We start from the raw sequence: 16,045 nt of genomic DNA on the forward strand, positions 1-16,045 counted from the left end.
GGGGAAGACCCGACGTGCTTGACGTCAACTTCTTCGATGAGCTCCGAATCGGCCTGGCGACCGCGGACGACATCCGCCAGTGGTCCTTTGGCGAGGTCAAGAAGCCGGAGACCATCAACTACCGAACCCTGAAGCCGGAGAAGGACGGGCTCTTCTGCGAGAAGATCTTCGGCCCCACCCGGGACTGGGAGTGCTACTGCGGCAAGTACAAGCGCGTGCGCTTCAAGGGCATCATCTGTGAGCGCTGTGGCGTCGAGGTCACCCGCGCCAAGGTGCGTCGTGAGCGCATGGGCCACATCGAGCTGGCCGCTCCCGTCACCCACATCTGGTACTTCAAGGGCGTTCCTTCCCGCCTGGGCTACCTGCTCGACCTGGCCCCGAAGGACCTCGAGAAGATCATCTACTTCGCCGCCTACGTGATCACCACGGTGGACACCGAGCAGCGGCACACCGACCTGTCCACGCTCGAGAGCGAGATGAACGTCGAGCGCAAGCAGGTCGAGAACCGGCGTGACGCCGACATCGAGGCGCGGGCGCAGAAGCTCGAGGCCGACCTGGCCGCCCTCGAGGAGGAGGGCGCCAAGTCCGACGTGCGCCGCAAGGTCAAGGAGGGCGGCGAGCGCGAGATGCGCCAGCTCCGCGACCGGGCCCAGCGCGAGCTGGACCGGCTCGACGAGATCTGGACCACCTTCACCAAGCTCGAGCCCAAGCAGCTCATCGCCGACGAGATGCTCTACCGCGAGCTGGTCGACCGCTACGGCGACCACTTCACCGGCTCCATGGGCGCCGAGGCCATCCAGAAGCTGGCCGCGGACTTCGACGTGAACGCCGAGGCCGACAACCTGCGCGACACCATCCGCAACGGCAAGGGGCAGAAGAAGCTCCGCGCCCTCAAGCGGCTGAAGGTCGTCGCGGCGTTCTCGCACACCAGCAACTCGCCGATGGGCATGGTCCTCGACTGCATCCCGGTGATCCCGCCGGACCTGCGGCCGATGGTCCAGCTCGACGGTGGCCGGTTCGCCACGTCCGACCTGAACGACCTGTACCGCCGCGTCATCAACCGCAACAACCGTCTCAAGAGGCTGATCGACCTCGGCGCACCCGAGATCATCGTCAACAACGAGAAGCGGATGCTGCAGGAGGCCGTCGACGCGCTGTTCGACAACGGCCGCCGTGGCCGGCCGGTGACGGGTCCGGGCAACCGGCCGCTCAAGTCGCTGTCCGATCTGCTGAAGGGCAAGCAGGGCCGGTTCCGCCAGAACCTGCTCGGCAAGCGCGTCGACTACTCGGGCCGTTCGGTCATCGTGGTCGGCCCGCAGCTCAAGCTGCACCAGTGCGGTCTGCCGAAGGCGATGGCGCTCGAGCTGTTCAAGCCGTTCGTCATGAAGCGGCTGGTCGACCTCAACCACGCGCAGAACATCAAGTCCGCCAAGCGGATGGTGGAGCGCGCGCGGCCCGCGGTGTGGGACGTGCTGGAAGAGGTCATCACCGAGCACCCGGTGATGCTGAACCGCGCACCGACGCTGCACCGCCTCGGCATCCAGGCCTTCGAGCCGCAGCTGGTCGAGGGCAAGGCGATCCAGCTGCACCCGCTGGTCTGCGAGGCGTTCAACGCGGACTTCGACGGTGACCAGATGGCGGTCCACCTTCCGCTGTCCGCCGAGGCGCAGGCCGAGGCGCGCATCCTGATGCTGTCCTCGAACAACATCCTGTCGCCCGCGTCCGGCCGTCCGCTGGCCATGCCGCGTCTCGACATGGTGACGGGTCTGTTCCACCTGACCCGCCTCAAGGAGGACGGCAAGGGCGCGAGCCTGGCGTTCTCGTCGCCGGCCGAGGCCATCATGGCCTTCGACCGCGGCGTGATCGACCTGCAGGCTCTGGTCAAGATCCGCATCGCCGACCGGGCGCCGAGCCCGGCGCAGCGGCCGGAGGGCTGGGAGCCCGGTCAGCCGTGGCTGGCCGAGACCACCCTGGGTCGCGTGCTGTTCAACGACCTGCTGCCAGAGGACTACCCGTTCCTGAACGAGCCGATGCCGAAGAAGCGGCAGGCCGCGATCGTGAACGACCTCGCCGAGCGGTACCCGATGGTCACCGTGGCGCGGACGCTCGACAAGCTCAAGGACGCGGGCTTCCACTGGGCGACCCGGTCCGGGGTCACGATCGCGATCTCCGACGTGATCGTGCCGCCGAACAAGCAGGCCATCCTCGACGAGTACGAGAAGAAGGCCGACGCGGTCGAGAAGCGGTACCAGCGTGGTCAGCTCTCCGCCACCGAGCGGAACAACGAGCTGGTCAAGGTCTGGGGCAACGCGACGGAGGACGTCGCGAAGGCCATGGAGGAGAACTACCCCGACACCAACCCGATCCCCACGATCGTGAAGTCGGGCGCGGCGGGCAACATGACCCAGATCCGCCAGCTCTCCGGCATGAACGGCCTCGTGACCAACCCGCGTGGTGAGTTCATCCCGCGGCCGATCAAGGCCAACTTCCGTGAGGGCCTGTCGGTGGTCGAGTACTTCATCGCCACGCACGGTGCCCGCAAGGGTCTGGCCGACACCGCGCTGCGTACCGCCGACTCGGGTTACCTGACCCGTCGTCTGGTGGACGTGTCGCAGGACGTCATCGTCCGCGAGGTCGACTGCGGCACCACGCGCGGCATCATCATGAAGGTCGGCGAGCTCGGCACGGATGGCACCGTCATCCGCGACCAGCACGTGGAGACCTCGGTCTACGCGCGCTCCATCTCGACGGAGATCACCGACTCCGACGGCAACGTCCTGCTCAACCGCGGTGACGACCTCGGCGACCCGGCGATCGAGAAGCTGGTGAACTCGGGTGTCACCGAGGCGAAGGTCCGCTCGGTCCTGACCTGTGAGTCCGCGGTGGGTGTCTGTGCCACCTGCTACGGCCGCTCCATGGCGACGGGCCAGCTGGTCGACGTCGGCGAGGCGGTCGGCATCGTGGCGGCGCAGTCCATCGGTGAGCCGGGTACCCAGCTCACGATGCGTACGTTCCACCAGGGTGGTGTGGCCGGTGAGGACATCACGACCGGTCTGCCGCGTGTGCAGGAGCTGTTCGAGGCCCGCCAGCCCAAGGGCAAGGCCCCGATCGCGGACGTGGACGGCCGCGTGCGCATCGAGGACGGCGACCGGTTCTGGAAGATCACGCTGATCCCGGACGACGGCAGCGAGGAGATCATCTTCGACAAGCTGTCGAAGAGGCAGCGTCTCGCGGCCACCCCGGACGGCCCGCTGGCGGACGGTGACCACGTTTCCGTCGGTCAGCAGCTGCTCGAGGGCACGCCGGACCCGCACGAGGTCCTGCGCGTCATGGGGCCGCGTGAGGCTCAGCTGCACCTGGTGGACGAGGTCCAGAAGGTGTACCGGGCCCAGGGTGTGTCGATCCACGACAAGCACATCGAGGTCATCGTCCGGCAGATGCTGCGCCGGGTCACGATCCTCGACAGCGGTTCGGCGGAGTTCCTGCCGGGTGCGCTCATCGAGCGGGCCCAGTTCGAGACGGAGAACCGCAGGGTCGTCGCCAGCGGCGGGGAGCCCGCGTCGGGCCGCCCGGTGCTGATGGGTATCACGAAGGCGTCGCTGGCCACGGACTCGTGGCTGTCGGCGGCCTCCTTCCAGGAGACCACGCGTGTCCTGACCGACGCCGCGATCAACGGCCGGTCGGACAAGCTGGTCGGCCTGAAGGAGAACGTGATCATCGGCAAGCTGATCCCGGCCGGCACGGGCATCAACAAGTACCGCAACATCCAGGTGCAGCCGACCGAGGAGGCCCGGGTCGCGGCGTACGCGATCCCGAGCTACGACGACGGCTACTACACCCCGGACGTGTTCGGTACCGGTACTGGTGCCGCGGTTCCGCTGGACGACTACGACTTCGGTCGCGACTACCGATAGTCACGTCATGAGAACGGGCCCCGGGAGCTTTCCCGGGGCCCGTTCTCGTCGTCGCGACCCCCTGATCGTCGTGAGACGGATGGCCGGACTTGAGCGGCGAAGGGGCCATTTGTCCGGTGAGGCATTGACAGTGCCGATGTAACACCGTGATCTTCGGGACGCCACCCACTCCCTGCCAAGAGAGGTGCGTCCCGTTATGAAAGCACTCATGGCCGTCCTTACCGGACTGGCCGCAGCACTGGTTGTGTTCGTTGTTCCCGCGTCCGCCGACCCCGGTTCGGTGACGCCGGCCGACGTCGAGGCCGCGGACGGTTGTTACACGTGGAACCGGTCGTTGTCCGAAGGTGCGTCCGGTGAGGACGTCCGCCAGCTGCAGATCCGCGTGGCCGGCTACCCGGGCCACGGCGGGGTACTGGCGCTCGACGGCGCGTTCGGCCCCGGCACCAAGGCCGCGGTCGTCCGCTTCCAGCAGGCGTACGGCCTGGCCGCCGACGGCGTCGCCGGGCCCGCCACGTTCGGCATGATCTACGAGCTGCAGGACGACGACTGCACGCCGGTGAACTTCACCTTCGCCGAGCTGAACAACTGCAACGGCGACTGGTCGGGCGGCAACGTCTCTGCCGACCAGGCGAAGGCCAACGCGCTGGTGTCCATGTGGAAGCTCCAGGCCATGCGGCACGCCATGGGTGACCGGCCCATCACCGTGAACGGCGGCTTCCGCAGCGTCGCGTGCAACAACGCCGTCGGTGGTGCGGCCGGGAGCCGTCACCTCTACGGCGACGCGGTGGACCTCGGTGCCGGCTCGCAGGGCTTCTGCGGACTGGCGCAGCAGGCCCGCGAGCACGGCTTCGCCGAGATCCTCGGCCCTGGCTACCCGGACCACGACGACCACACCCACGTCGCGGCCCGCTCCGGCCAGTTCTGGTCGGCGCCCAACTGCGGCATCTGAGGCGACACGGGGCCGCCGTGACGACCAGCTCGTCGCGGCGGCCCCGCCATGTTCTGTTCGGACCGCACCTTTAGGCCGTCAAGAGGCTGGATCAGTAGGCCAACTAGTCGGAAATAATCGACCGGGATAAGAGATTTTGTCGTGATTCATTGACCAGACGATGATCCTCCGACAGTCTCCCGGGAGTCACCTTTTACCCCTGCCTCGAAAGGTGTTTCCCAGTGATGCGAAGGATTCTGCTCGCGCTGGCCGCGAGTCTCCTCACACTTACCGCCGCGATGACCACTGCCTCGTCGGTTGCCGCCGACCCCGCCCCGGTCAGCGCGGAGGACGTCCACGCGGCCGACGGCTGCTACACGTGGGGCCGCTCCCTCTCCCAGGGCGCGTCCGGCGAGGACGTCCGCCAGCTCCAGATCCGCGTCTCGGGCTACCCGGGCTACGGCTCGGTGATCGCCCTCGACGGTGCGTTCGGCCCGGCCACGAAGGCCGCGGTCGTCCGCTTCCAGCAGGCGTACGGCCTGGCCGCCGACGGTATCGCCGGGCCGGCGACGTTCGGCAAGATCTACGAACTGCAGGACGACGACTGCACCCCGATCCACTTCACCTACGCCGAGCTGAACCGCTGCAACAGTGACTGGTCCGGCGGCAGGGTGTCGGCGGCCGACGCCAAGTTCAACGCCCGCGTCACCATGTGGAAGCTCGAGGCCCTGCGCCACGCCATGGGTGACCGTCCGCTCCAGGTCAACAGCGGCTTCCGCAGCGTCGCGTGCAACAACGCGGCGGGTGGCTCCTCGACCAGCCGTCACATGTACGGCGACGCCGCCGACCTCGGCGCGGGCAGCCAGGGCTTCTGCACGATCGCCAAGCAGGCCCGCAACCACGGCTTCACCGAGATCCTCGGCCCCGGCTACCCCGACCACAACGACCACGTCCACACCGCGCTGCGGTCCGGCCAGTTCTGGTCCGCCCCGAACTGCGGCATCTGACCTCAGCGCCGCTTAACGAACCATGTAGGAACCCTTGCTGGTGCCGGGCCCGCGTCTCGCCGATGCTGGCGCCATGGAACCTGACACAAAGGACTGGACCTGGGTCCTGGACCGGCCGTGCCCCGAGTGCGGGCTCGACACCAGCACGTTCGACCACGACGACGTACCCGCCATGCTGCGCGCCAACGCCGCGGCATGGCGGGTCGTCCTTTCCCGGCCCGATGTCCGCGACCGCCCCGCGCCTGCCAGGTGGTCCCCGCTCGAGTACGCGGCCCACGTGCGCGACTCGTGCCGGGTCTACACCGAACGCCTCCACCTGATGCTCACGCAGGACGGTCCCGCCTACCCGAACTGGGACCAGGACGCGACCGCTGTCGAGGACCGCTACGGCGAGCAGGACCCGGCAACCGTCGCGCGGGAGCTGACCGAGGCCGCGCACGTCCTGGCCGACCGCTTCGCCGAGGTCACCGGCGACCAGTGGCAGCGCACCGGCCTCCGTGGCGACGGCGCCCACTTCACCGTGGACAGCTTCGCCCGCTACTTCATCCACGACCCGCTCCACCACCTGCACGACGTGCGTGGCTAGGGGGCTCGGTGCGCGGTTCTGCGCCTGCGAGCAGCGCCGGATATGCTCACGACAGGCCCGTGCGTGATCATGGTGCCGGGGTGCCGCGTACCGGGAACAAGCCTCGTGTGACGAGCGTTGGGGCATAGGTCGACCCCGGTTTTGACCCCCTCAGGGGCGCCAGGTATCTTTGGTACTCGCGCCCGACCTATGTCGGGTCGATCCGCGTGCCTGTGCGCGGAGTTCGCGTCAGCGGACACCTCGCAGTCACCGCGGAGTTCCTTCCGAGCCTCGTAGGGATGATTCAATCCTGCCTGGGCGACATGAGGGAAGGGCGACACGCCCGACCTCGTGATACGGCGGGAGCACCAACCACACAGCAAGAAGCAGTACACCAGGAGAAAGCCGGTCCATGCCCACGATCCAGCAGCTGGTCCGTAAGGGCCGCCAGGACAAGGTCGCCAAGCAGAAGACTGCGGCCCTCAAGGGGAGCCCGCAGCGACGTGGCGTGTGCACCCGCGTGTACACCACCACCCCGAAGAAGCCGAACTCCGCACTCCGCAAGGTCGCGCGCGTCAAGCTGACCAGCGGCATCGAGGTGACGGCCTACATCCCGGGTGAGGGTCACAACCTGCAGGAGCACTCGATGGTGCTCGTGCGTGGCGGTCGTGTGAAGGACCTGCCTGGCGTCCGCTACAAGATCATCCGCGGCTCGCTGGACACGCAGGGTGTGAAGAGCCGCAAGCAGGCGCGCAGCCGCTACGGCGCGAAGAAGGAGAAGGCCTGATGCCTCGCAAGGGACCGGCCCCGCGCCGACCGCTGATCACCGACCCGGTCTACAGCTCCCCGCTGGTCACACAGCTGATCAACAAGGTGCTGCGGGACGGCAAGCGTTCGGTCGCGGAGAAGATCGTCTACAACGCACTCGAGGGCGCTCGTGACAAGACGGGCACCGACCCGGTCGTCACGCTCAAGCGTGCGCTGGACAACGTGAAGCCGACCATCGAGGTGAAGAGCCGCCGCGTCGGTGGCGCCACCTACCAGGTGCCGATCGAGGTCAAGCCGGGTCGCTCCACGACGCTGGCGCTGCGCTGGCTGGTCACGTTCTCGCGGGCCCGTCGTGAGAAGACGATGGAGGAGCGGCTCATGAACGAGCTGCTCGACGCGAGCAACGGTCTTGGCGCGAGCGTGAAGCGCCGCGAGGACACGCACAAGATGGCGGAGTCGAACAAGGCCTTCGCCCACTACCGCTGGTGATCTACCGCGGCCAAACAGGCTTGCGGCCGCACCAACGCTGATTGAGACAGGGGAAGACACCCGTGGCACAGGACGTGCTCACCGACTTGGCCAAGGTCCGCAACATCGGGATCATGGCCCACATCGACGCGGGCAAGACCACGACGACCGAGCGGATCCTGTTCTACACCGGGATCAGCTACAAGATCGGCGAGGTGCACGACGGCGCGGCCGTCATGGACTGGATGGAGCAGGAGCAGGAGCGCGGCATCACGATCACGTCCGCCGCGACGACGTGCTTCTGGAAGGACCACCAGATCAACCTCATCGACACCCCGGGTCACGTCGACTTCACGGTCGAGGTGGAGCGAAACCTCCGGGTGCTCGACGGCGCGGTCGCGGTCTTCGATGGCAAGGAAGGGGTCGAGCCGCAGTCCGAGCAGGTCTGGCGGCAGGCGACCAAGTACGACGTCCCGCGCATCTGCTTCGTCAACAAGATGGACAAGCTGGGCGCGGACTTCTACTTCACCATCCGCACCATCTCCGAGCGGCTCGGCGCGAAGCCCCTGCCCATTCAGCTGCCCATCGGCGCGGAGAGCGACTTCACCGGTGTCGTCGACCTGGTGAACATGCGCGCTCTCACGTGGCGTGGTGAGGTCAAGAAGGGCGAGGACTACACGGTCGAGGAGATCCCGGCCGACCTCGTCGAGAAGGCGAACGAGTACCGCGAGCAGCTGATCGAGGCAGTGGCCGAGACCGACGACGAGCTCATGGAGCTCTACCTCGGTGGCGAGCAGCTGTCCGTCGACCAGATCAAGCAGGGCATCCGCACGATCGTGCGTGAGGGCACTGCCTACCCGGTGCTGTGTGGTTCCGCGTTCAAGAACAAGGGCGTCCAGCCCATGCTCGACGCGGTGATCGACTTCCTGCCCGCGCCGCTCGACCTTCCGCCGGTCGAGGGCACGCTGCAGGACGGCGAGACGCCTGCCTTCCGCAAGCCGAACACCGACGAGCCGTTCTCCGCACTGGCCTTCAAGATCGCCGTGCACCCGTTCTTCGGCAAGCTCACCTACATCCGGGTCTACTCGGGCAAGGTGGCGAGCGGCGCCCAGGTCATCAACTCGACCAAGGACCGCAAGGAGCGCATCGGGAAGATCTTCCAGATGCACGCCAACAAGGAGAACCCGGTCACGGAGGCCCTCGCCGGTCACATCTACGCGGTGATCGGGCTGAAGGACACCACGACCGGTGAGACCCTGTCGGACCCGGCGAACCCCATCGTCCTCGAGTCGATGACGTTCCCGGAGCCGGTCATCCAGGTGGCGATCGAGCCGAAGACCAAGGCCGACCAGGAGAAGCTGTCGACCGCGATCCAGAAGCTCGCGGAGGAGGACCCGACGTTCCGGGTCCACCAGGACGACGAGACCGGTCAGACGATCATCGCCGGCATGGGCGAGCTCCACCTGGACATCCTGGTGGACCGCATGCGCCGCGAGTTCAAGGTCGAGGCCAACATCGGCAAGCCGCAGGTGGCCTACCGCGAGACGATCCGCAGGACGGTCGACAAGCACGACTACACCCACAAGAAGCAGACGGGTGGGTCGGGCCAGTTCGCGAAGGTCGTCATCAAGATCGAGCCGATGTCGACCGCGGACGGCGCGCTGTACGAGTTCGACAACAAGGTCACCGGTGGCCGCGTGCCGAGGGAGTACATCCCCTCGGTGGACGCTGGTGCGCAGGACGCCATGCAGGACGGCGTGCTCGCGGGCTACCCCTTGGTCGGCATCAAGCTGACGCTGCTCGATGGCTCCTACCACGAGGTCGACTCCTCGGAGATGGCCTTCAAGGTCGCGGGCCGCATGGCGCTCAAGGAAGCCGCTCGCCTGGCGAGTCCGGCGCTCCTCGAGCCGATGATGGCGGTCGAGGTGACGACGCCCGAGTCCTACATGGGCGACGTCATCGGTGACCTGAACTCCCGCCGTGGCCAGATCCAGGCCATGGAGGAGCGCAGTGGTGCTCGCATCGTCAAGGCGCTGGTGCCGCTGTCGGAGATGTTCGGCTACGTCGGCGACCTCCGGTCGAAGACCCAGGGCCGGGCGAACTACTCCATGCAGTTCGACTCCTACGCGGAGGTTCCCCAGAACGTCGCGAAGGAGATCATCGCCAAGGCAACCGGCGAGTAACTGAATCCGGTGCGGGCTGCGTGGCTAGCGCCCCCTATGGTTCCGCACAACTGACCCCAAGAACTGCCGTCGCTGAGAGTCAGACGGCGGAAAGAACAAGTCCAGGAGGACGAGAGAAGTGGCGAAGGCGAAGTTCGAGCGGACCAAGCCGCACGTCAACATCGGGACCATCGGTCACATCGACCATGGGAAGACCACGCTGACCGCGGCCATCTCCAAGGTTCTGCACGACAAGTACCCCGCGCTGAACCCCTTCACGCCGTTCGACGAGATCGACAAGGCGCCGGAGGAGAAGCAGCGCGGTATCACGATCTCGATCGCTCACATCGAGTACGAGACCGAGAAGCGGCACTACGCGCACGTGGACTGCCCCGGTCACGCGGACTACATCAAGAACATGATCACCGGTGCCGCCCAGATGGACGGCGCGATCCTGGTGGTCGCCGCGACCGACGGCCCGATGCCGCAGACGAAGGAGCACGTGCTCCTCGCCCGCCAGGTCGGCGTGCCCTACATCGTGGTCGCCCTGAACAAGGCCGACATGGTGGACGACGAGGAGATCCTGGAGCTCGTCGAGCTCGAGGTCCGCGAGCTCCTGACCGAGTACGAGTTCCCGGGCGACGACCTGCCGGTGGTTCGTGTCTCGGCGCTGAAGGCGCTCGAGGGCGACGCCGAGTGGGGCGCCAAGCTGCTCGAGCTGCTCGACGCGGTGGACGAGAGCATCCCCGAGCCGGAGCGTGAGATCTCGAAGCCGTTCCTCATGCCCGTCGAGGACGTGTTCACCATCTCCGGCCGCGGCACCGTGGTCACCGGTCGCGTCGAGCGCGGTGTCCTCAAGCCGATGGAGGAAGTCGAGATCGTCGGCATCCGCGAGAAGGCCCAGAAGACCACCGTCACCGCCATCGAGATGTTCCGCAAGACCCTCGATGACGCGCGCGCGGGGGAGAACGTGGGTCTGCTCCTGCGTGGCATCAAGCGCGAGGACGTCGAGCGCGGCCAGGTCGTCGTGAAGCCCGGCACCACGACTCCGCACACGGAGTTCGAGGCGACGGTCGTCATCCTGTCCAAGGATGAGGGCGGCCGTCACACGCCGTTCTTCAACAACTACCGCCCGCAGTTCTACTTCCGCACCACCGACGTGACCGGCGTGGTGACCCTCCCCGAGGGCACCGAGATGGTCATGCCCGGCGACAACACGACCATGCTCGTGAAGCTGATCCAGCCGATCGCCATGGACGAGGGTCTCCGGTTCGCCATCCGTGAGGGTGGCCGGACGGTCGGCGCGGGTCGCGTCACCAAGATCATCAAGTAGTTGCGCCGACGGGGCCCCAGGTCAAGCACCTGGGGCCCCCCGGTTTGGGTGTCATGAATCGTGTGTGGCATCCTTGACAGGTTGCTCGTCACGGACGATCTTGCGATCGGCCGTGCGCGGGCGGGCTCGCGGCACAGGCCGCTGGGGCTCTCTTGACCACTCCCGAAGGACAAGTGTCCAAGGGGCCGGTCTGTGCGTAGGGCGCGACACACCCGACCGCGTGGACCGGAGCGGCACGCGTATTTGAGACTGCATCGAAGAAACGGACGGCAAGCCACCATGGCGGGACAGAAGATCCGCATCCGGCTCAAGGCCTACGACCACGAGGCGATCGACGCTTCGGCGCGCAAGATCGTGGAGACGGTTACCCGGACGGGCGCTCGGGTCGTCGGGCCGGTGCCGCTGCCCACCGAGAAGAACGTGTACTGCGTCATCCGCTCGCCGCACAAGTACAAGGACTCGCGCGAGCACTTCGAGATGCGCACACACAAGCGTCTGATCGACATCCTCGACCCGACGCCGAAGACGGTCGACGCGCTCATGCGCATCGACCTTCCGGCCAGCGTCGACGTCAACATTCAGTGAGGCCTGAGTACTAATGTCTTCCCGGCAGATGAAAGGGATCCTGGGCACGAAGCTCGGGATGACCCAGGTCTTCGACGAGAACAACCGGATCGTCCCGGTAACCGTCGTCAAGGCCGGCCCGAACGTGGTCACCCAGATCCGTACCCAGGACACCGACGGGTACGTCGCGGTGCAGCTGGCGTTCGGCGAGATCGACCCGCGCAAGGTCAACAAGCCGCGCACGGGTCACTTCACCAAGGCGGGCGTCACGCCGCGCCGGTATCTCGCCGAGCTGCGCACCACCGACGCCGACAGCTACGAGCTGGGCCAGGAGATCACCGCTGAGGTGTTCGAGGCCGGTGCCGTCATCGACGCGACGGGTACCACCAAGGGCAAGGGCACCGCTGGTGTCATGAAGCGCCACGGCTTCAAGGGCCTGTCCGCTTCCCACGGTACGCAGCGCAAGCACCGCTCACCCGGCTCCATCGGTGGCTGCGCCACCCCGGGCCGCGTGTTCAAGGGCCTGCGCATGGCAGGGCGGATGGGCCACGAGCGGGTCACCACCCAGAACCTCACGGTCCACCGCGTGGACGCCGAGGACGGGCTGATCCTCCTCAAGGGTGCCGTTCCGGGCCCCAAGGGCGGCGTGGTGTTCCTCAAGACCGCCGCGAAGGAGGAAGTGAAGTGACTTCCGTCGAGGTGAAGACCCCCGAGGGCAAGACCGATGGTTCGGTCGACCTGCCAGGGGAGATCTTCGACGTGCAGGCCAACATCGCGCTGATGCACCAGGTGGTCGTCGCGCAGCAGGCCGCGGCCCGCCAGGGCTCGCACGCGACGAAGACCCGGGGCGACGTCAGCGGTGGCGGCAAGAAGCCGTACCGCCAGAAGGGCACCGGCCGCGCGCGCCAGGGTTCGACCCGTGCGCCGCAGTTCGCAGGCGGTGGCGTCGTCCACGGCCCGCAGCCGCGTGACTACACCCAGCGCGTCCCCAAGAAGATGAAGGCAGCCGCTCTGCGTGGCGCCCTCTCCGACCGGGCCCGCGCAGGCCAGCTGCACGTCGTGTCCGCGCTGGTCGACGGGGACACCCCGTCCACCAAGTCGGCCGTCAAGGTTCTCGCCGCGGTCTCCGAGGCGAGGAACGTGCTGCTGGTGCTGACCCGCGATGACAAGGTCAGCCTGCGGTCGGTGCGCAACCTGCAGACCGTGCACTGGATCTGGCCCGACCAGCTCAACACCTACGACGTGCTGGTCAACGACGACGTGGTGTTCACCAAGGCCGCGTTCGACGCGTTCCTCGCAGGCCCGAGCAAGGCCGTCAAGGCGAGCGCTCGCTCCAGCGAGGTCGCTGACTCCGCGCCGTACGGCGAGGGCAGCCACGGTCCGATCGCCGACGACGAGCAGCCAGAGGGCTACCCGGTGAAGGGCAACGAGACCAGCAAGCTCTACCACCTGCCGGGTACCTCGTTCTACAACCGCACGGTGGCCGAGGTCTGGTTCGCCAGCGCCGAGGACGCTGAGGCTGCGGGCTTCCAGCTGCCGCCGTCGCAGCGCAAGGAGGACGACAAGTGATCCCCGACCCCCGCGACGTGCTGCTCGCGCCGGTGATCTCCGAGAAGTCCTACGGGCTCCTCGAGGAGAACAAGTACACGTTCGTCGTCGCACCGCACGCGAACAAGACCGAGATCAAGATCGCGGTCGAGAAGGTGTTCGGCGTGCAGGTCGTGAGCGTGAACACGCTGAACCGGACCGGTAAGCGCAAGCGGACCCGTACCGGTTACGGCAAGCGCAAGAACACCAAGCGAGCGATCGTGACGCTTTCCGCCGAGAGCAAGCCGATCGAGATCTTCGGCGGACCGGCCTGAGCCGGCGAGTAGAGACCCAAGGGACTGCGTAGAGATGGGCATTCGCAAGTACAAGCCGACGACGCCTGGGCGTCGTGGGTCCAGCGTCTCCGACTTCGCCGAGATCACCCGGTCGGAGCCGGAGAAGTCGCTGGTCCGGCCGCTGCACGGCCGCGGTGGCCGCAACGTGCACGGCAAGATCACCACCCGGCACAAGGGTGGCGGTCACAAGCGGGCGTACCGGCTGATCGACTTCCGGCGCCACGACAAGGACGGCGTGCCGGCCAAGGTCGCGCACATCGAGTACGACCCGAACCGGACCGCGCGCATCGCGCTGCTGCACTACGCAGACGGTGAGAAGCGGTACATCCTCGCCCCGGACAAGATCAAGCAGGGCGACCGGATCGAGAACGGGCCGAGCGCGGACATCAAGCCGGGCAACGCCCTGCCGCTGCGCAACATCCCGGTCGGCACCGTGGTGCACGCCATCGAGCTGCGGCCAGGCGGCGGCGCCAAGATCGCCCGCTCGGCAGGCGCCCGCGTGCAGCTGGTCGCGAAGGAAGGCCCCAACGCCCAGTTGCGTATGCCTTCCGGCGAGATCCGCTACGTGGACGTGCGCTGCCGCGCGACGGTGGGCGAGGTCGGCAACTCCGAGCACGCCAACATCAACTGGGGCAAGGCGGGCCGCATGCGGTGGAAGGGCAAGCGCCCGACCGTCCGCGGTGTCGCGATGAACCCGGTGGACCACCCGCACGGTGGTGGTGAGGGCAAGACCTCCGGTGGTCGCCACCCGGTGAACCCCGCTGGTAAGCCAGAAGGCCGTACCCGCCACAAGGGCAAGGCCAGCGACCGGATGATCGTCCGTCGTCGCCGGACCGGCAAGAAGCGCTAAGAGCAGGAGGGAGTGACAGATGCCTAGGAGTTTGAAGAAGGGCCCGTTCGTCGACGACCACCTGCTCAAGAAGGTGGACGCGCTCAACGAGTCCGGCAAGAAGACCGTCGTCAAGACATGGTCACGTCGGTCGACGATCATCCCCGACATGCTGGGCCACACGATCGCGGTGCACGACGGCCGCAAGCACGTGCCGGTCTTCATCTCGGAGTCGATGGTCGGACACAAGCTGGGCGAGTTCGCGCCGACACGGACCTTCAAGGGTCACGTGAAGGACGACCGCAAGGCGCGCAGGCGCTAAAGGACGAAGGAGTAAAGCGATGAGTGACGCGACCGCGCAGGAAGAGCTTCCGCGCGCGATTGCTCGGGCTCGCTACGTCCGCGCCACACCCATGAAGGTGCGCCGGGTGGTCGAGCTGATCAAGGGCCGCAGTGCCGAGGAAGCCCTCGCCGTGCTCCGGTTCGCTCCGCAGTCCGCGAGCGAGCCGGTGGCGAAGGTGCTCGCGAGTGCTGTGGCCAACGCCGAGAACAACCTGGACCTTGACCCGGACACGCTCTGGGTCACCCAGGCCTACGTGGACGAAGGCCCGACCCTCAAGCGGTTCCGCCCGCGGGCCCAGGGCCGCGCGTACCGGATCCGCAAGCGGACCAGCCACATCACCGTCGAGGTGGAGTCGCGGCCGAAGGCGGAGCCGAAGAAGGCGGCTGCCAAGAGCCGTAAGTCCAGTGCGAAGAGGAGTGCCAGCTAGTGGGTCAGAAGATCAACCCGCACGGCTTCCGGCTCGGGATCACCACTGACTGGAAGTCCCGCTGGTATGCCGACAAGCAGTACGCGGAATACGTGGCCGAGGATGTGAAGATCCGCAAGCTCCTGTCCAAGGGCATGGAGCGTGCCGGGATCTCGAAGGTGGAGATCGAGCGCACCCGGGACCGGGTTCGCGTCGACATCCACACCGCCCGTCCCGGCATCGTCATCGGGCGCCGAGGCGCCGAGGCGGACCGGATTCGTGGCGAGCTCGAGAAGCTGTCGGGCAAGCAGGTGCAGCTGAACATCCTCGAGGTGAAGAACCCCGAGGCCGACGCCCAGCTGGTCGCCCAGGTGACCGCTGAGCAGCTGTCCAACCGGGTGTCCTTCCGACGCGCGATGCGCAAGGCCATCCAGTCGGCCATGCGTTCGCCGCAGGTCAAGGGCATTCGCGTGCAGTGCGGCGGCCGTCTCGGCGGCGCCGAGATGTCCCGCTCCGAGCACTACCGCGAGGGCCGGGTCCCGCTGCACACGCTGCGTGCCGACATCGACTACGGCTTCTTCGAGGCCCGCACGACCTTCGGCCGGATCGGCGTGAAGGTGTGGATCTACAAGGGTGACGTCGTCGGCGGCCGTCGCGAGGTCGAGGCTCGTAGCCAGGCCCCGCAGGAGCGCGCGCCGCGCCGGGAGCGGCCCACCAGGGCCCGTCGTTCCGGTTCGTCGGGCACCACCGCGACCAGCACCGAGGCCGGCCGCGCAGCGGCAGAGGCATCGGCGCCAGCAGCAGAGCAGGCCGAGCCGAAGACCCCGTCGGTCAACGGGAGCGGCGAGGCCAAGACGACCAATGGGGAGGGCTGA

General features: G+C 67.3%; 15 protein-coding genes and 1 pseudogene. All 16 read left to right on the forward strand.

The window, feature by feature from the left end; genetic code table 11:
- Positions 1–14 precede the first annotated feature (14 nt).
- The 16 genes and pseudogenes from WBA97_RS10680 (at position 15) to rpsC (ending at position 16,045) form a co-directional block, all read left to right on the forward strand.
- Positions 15–3,914, forward strand: a complete 3,900-nt coding sequence (locus WBA97_RS10680; RefSeq protein ID WP_424230587.1) for a DNA-directed RNA polymerase subunit beta' — start codon at positions 15–17, stop codon at positions 3,912–3,914.
- Between the two features lie 196 nt (positions 3,915–4,110).
- Positions 4,111–4,863 carry a D-Ala-D-Ala carboxypeptidase family metallohydrolase gene (locus WBA97_RS10685; RefSeq protein WP_424230588.1) on the forward strand — a complete coding sequence of 251 codons (753 nt, stop codon included), beginning with the start codon at positions 4,111–4,113 and terminating at the stop codon, positions 4,861–4,863.
- A gap of 224 nt (positions 4,864–5,087) precedes the next feature.
- Positions 5,088–5,849 (forward strand): D-Ala-D-Ala carboxypeptidase family metallohydrolase, encoded by a 762-nt coding sequence (locus tag WBA97_RS10690; RefSeq protein ID WP_424230589.1) that lies wholly within the window; start codon positions 5,088–5,090, stop codon positions 5,847–5,849.
- A gap of 73 nt (positions 5,850–5,922) precedes the next feature.
- The gene (locus WBA97_RS10695) at positions 5,923–6,435 is read left to right on the forward strand and encodes a DinB family protein (RefSeq protein WP_424230590.1); all 513 of its coding nucleotides are present in this window, start codon (positions 5,923–5,925) and stop codon (positions 6,433–6,435) included.
- Positions 6,436–6,826: 391 nt separating this feature from the next.
- Positions 6,827–7,201: a 30S ribosomal protein S12 gene (gene rpsL, locus WBA97_RS10700; RefSeq protein ID WP_424230591.1), complete on the forward strand. Its 375-nt coding sequence runs from the start codon at positions 6,827–6,829 to the stop codon at positions 7,199–7,201.
- Positions 7,201–7,671 carry a 30S ribosomal protein S7 gene (gene rpsG, locus WBA97_RS10705; RefSeq protein ID WP_424230592.1) on the forward strand — a complete coding sequence of 157 codons (471 nt, stop codon included), beginning with the start codon at positions 7,201–7,203 and terminating at the stop codon, positions 7,669–7,671. Before rpsL ends, rpsG begins: the two co-directional genes overlap by 1 nt.
- A gap of 62 nt (positions 7,672–7,733) precedes the next feature.
- Positions 7,734–9,833, forward strand: coding sequence for an elongation factor G (gene fusA / locus WBA97_RS10710; RefSeq protein WP_424230593.1), 2,100 nt, complete (start codon positions 7,734–7,736; stop codon positions 9,831–9,833).
- 118 nt (positions 9,834–9,951) lie between these two features.
- The gene (gene tuf / locus WBA97_RS10715; RefSeq protein WP_424230594.1) at positions 9,952–11,145 is read left to right on the forward strand and encodes an elongation factor Tu; all 1,194 of its coding nucleotides are present in this window, start codon (positions 9,952–9,954) and stop codon (positions 11,143–11,145) included.
- A gap of 279 nt (positions 11,146–11,424) precedes the next feature.
- The gene (gene rpsJ, locus WBA97_RS10720; protein WP_003938093.1) at positions 11,425–11,730 is read left to right on the forward strand and encodes a 30S ribosomal protein S10; all 306 of its coding nucleotides are present in this window, start codon (positions 11,425–11,427) and stop codon (positions 11,728–11,730) included.
- Between the two features lie 13 nt (positions 11,731–11,743).
- Positions 11,744–12,397, forward strand: a complete 654-nt coding sequence (gene rplC, locus WBA97_RS10725) for a 50S ribosomal protein L3 (RefSeq protein ID WP_424230595.1) — start codon at positions 11,744–11,746, stop codon at positions 12,395–12,397.
- Positions 12,394–13,065: pseudogene (rplD, locus tag WBA97_RS10730) on the forward strand (50S ribosomal protein L4); the annotation flags it as partial. The gene rplC and the pseudogene rplD, both read left to right, overlap by 4 nt.
- 209 nt (positions 13,066–13,274) lie before the next feature.
- A complete protein-coding gene (gene rplW, locus WBA97_RS10735) occupies positions 13,275–13,571 on the forward strand; it encodes a 50S ribosomal protein L23 (RefSeq protein ID WP_424230596.1) in 297 nt (98 codons plus the stop codon).
- A gap of 34 nt (positions 13,572–13,605) precedes the next feature.
- Positions 13,606–14,442, forward strand: a complete 837-nt coding sequence (gene rplB, locus WBA97_RS10740) for a 50S ribosomal protein L2 (protein WP_424230597.1) — start codon at positions 13,606–13,608, stop codon at positions 14,440–14,442.
- Positions 14,443–14,461: 19 nt separating this feature from the next.
- Positions 14,462–14,743: a 30S ribosomal protein S19 gene (rpsS, locus tag WBA97_RS10745; protein ID WP_424230598.1), complete on the forward strand. Its 282-nt coding sequence runs from the start codon at positions 14,462–14,464 to the stop codon at positions 14,741–14,743.
- Between the two features lie 19 nt (positions 14,744–14,762).
- On the forward strand, positions 14,763–15,191 hold the full coding sequence (gene rplV / locus WBA97_RS10750) for a 50S ribosomal protein L22 (protein ID WP_424230599.1): 429 nt from the start codon (positions 14,763–14,765) through the stop codon (positions 15,189–15,191).
- Positions 15,191–16,045, forward strand: coding sequence for a 30S ribosomal protein S3 (gene rpsC / locus WBA97_RS10755; RefSeq protein ID WP_424230600.1), 855 nt, complete (start codon positions 15,191–15,193; stop codon positions 16,043–16,045). Before rplV ends, rpsC begins: the two co-directional genes overlap by 1 nt.

Origin of the sequence: Actinophytocola sp., assembly GCF_049647105.1 — a bacterium.
Classification (GTDB): Bacteria; Actinomycetota; Actinomycetes; order Mycobacteriales; family Pseudonocardiaceae; genus Actinophytocola.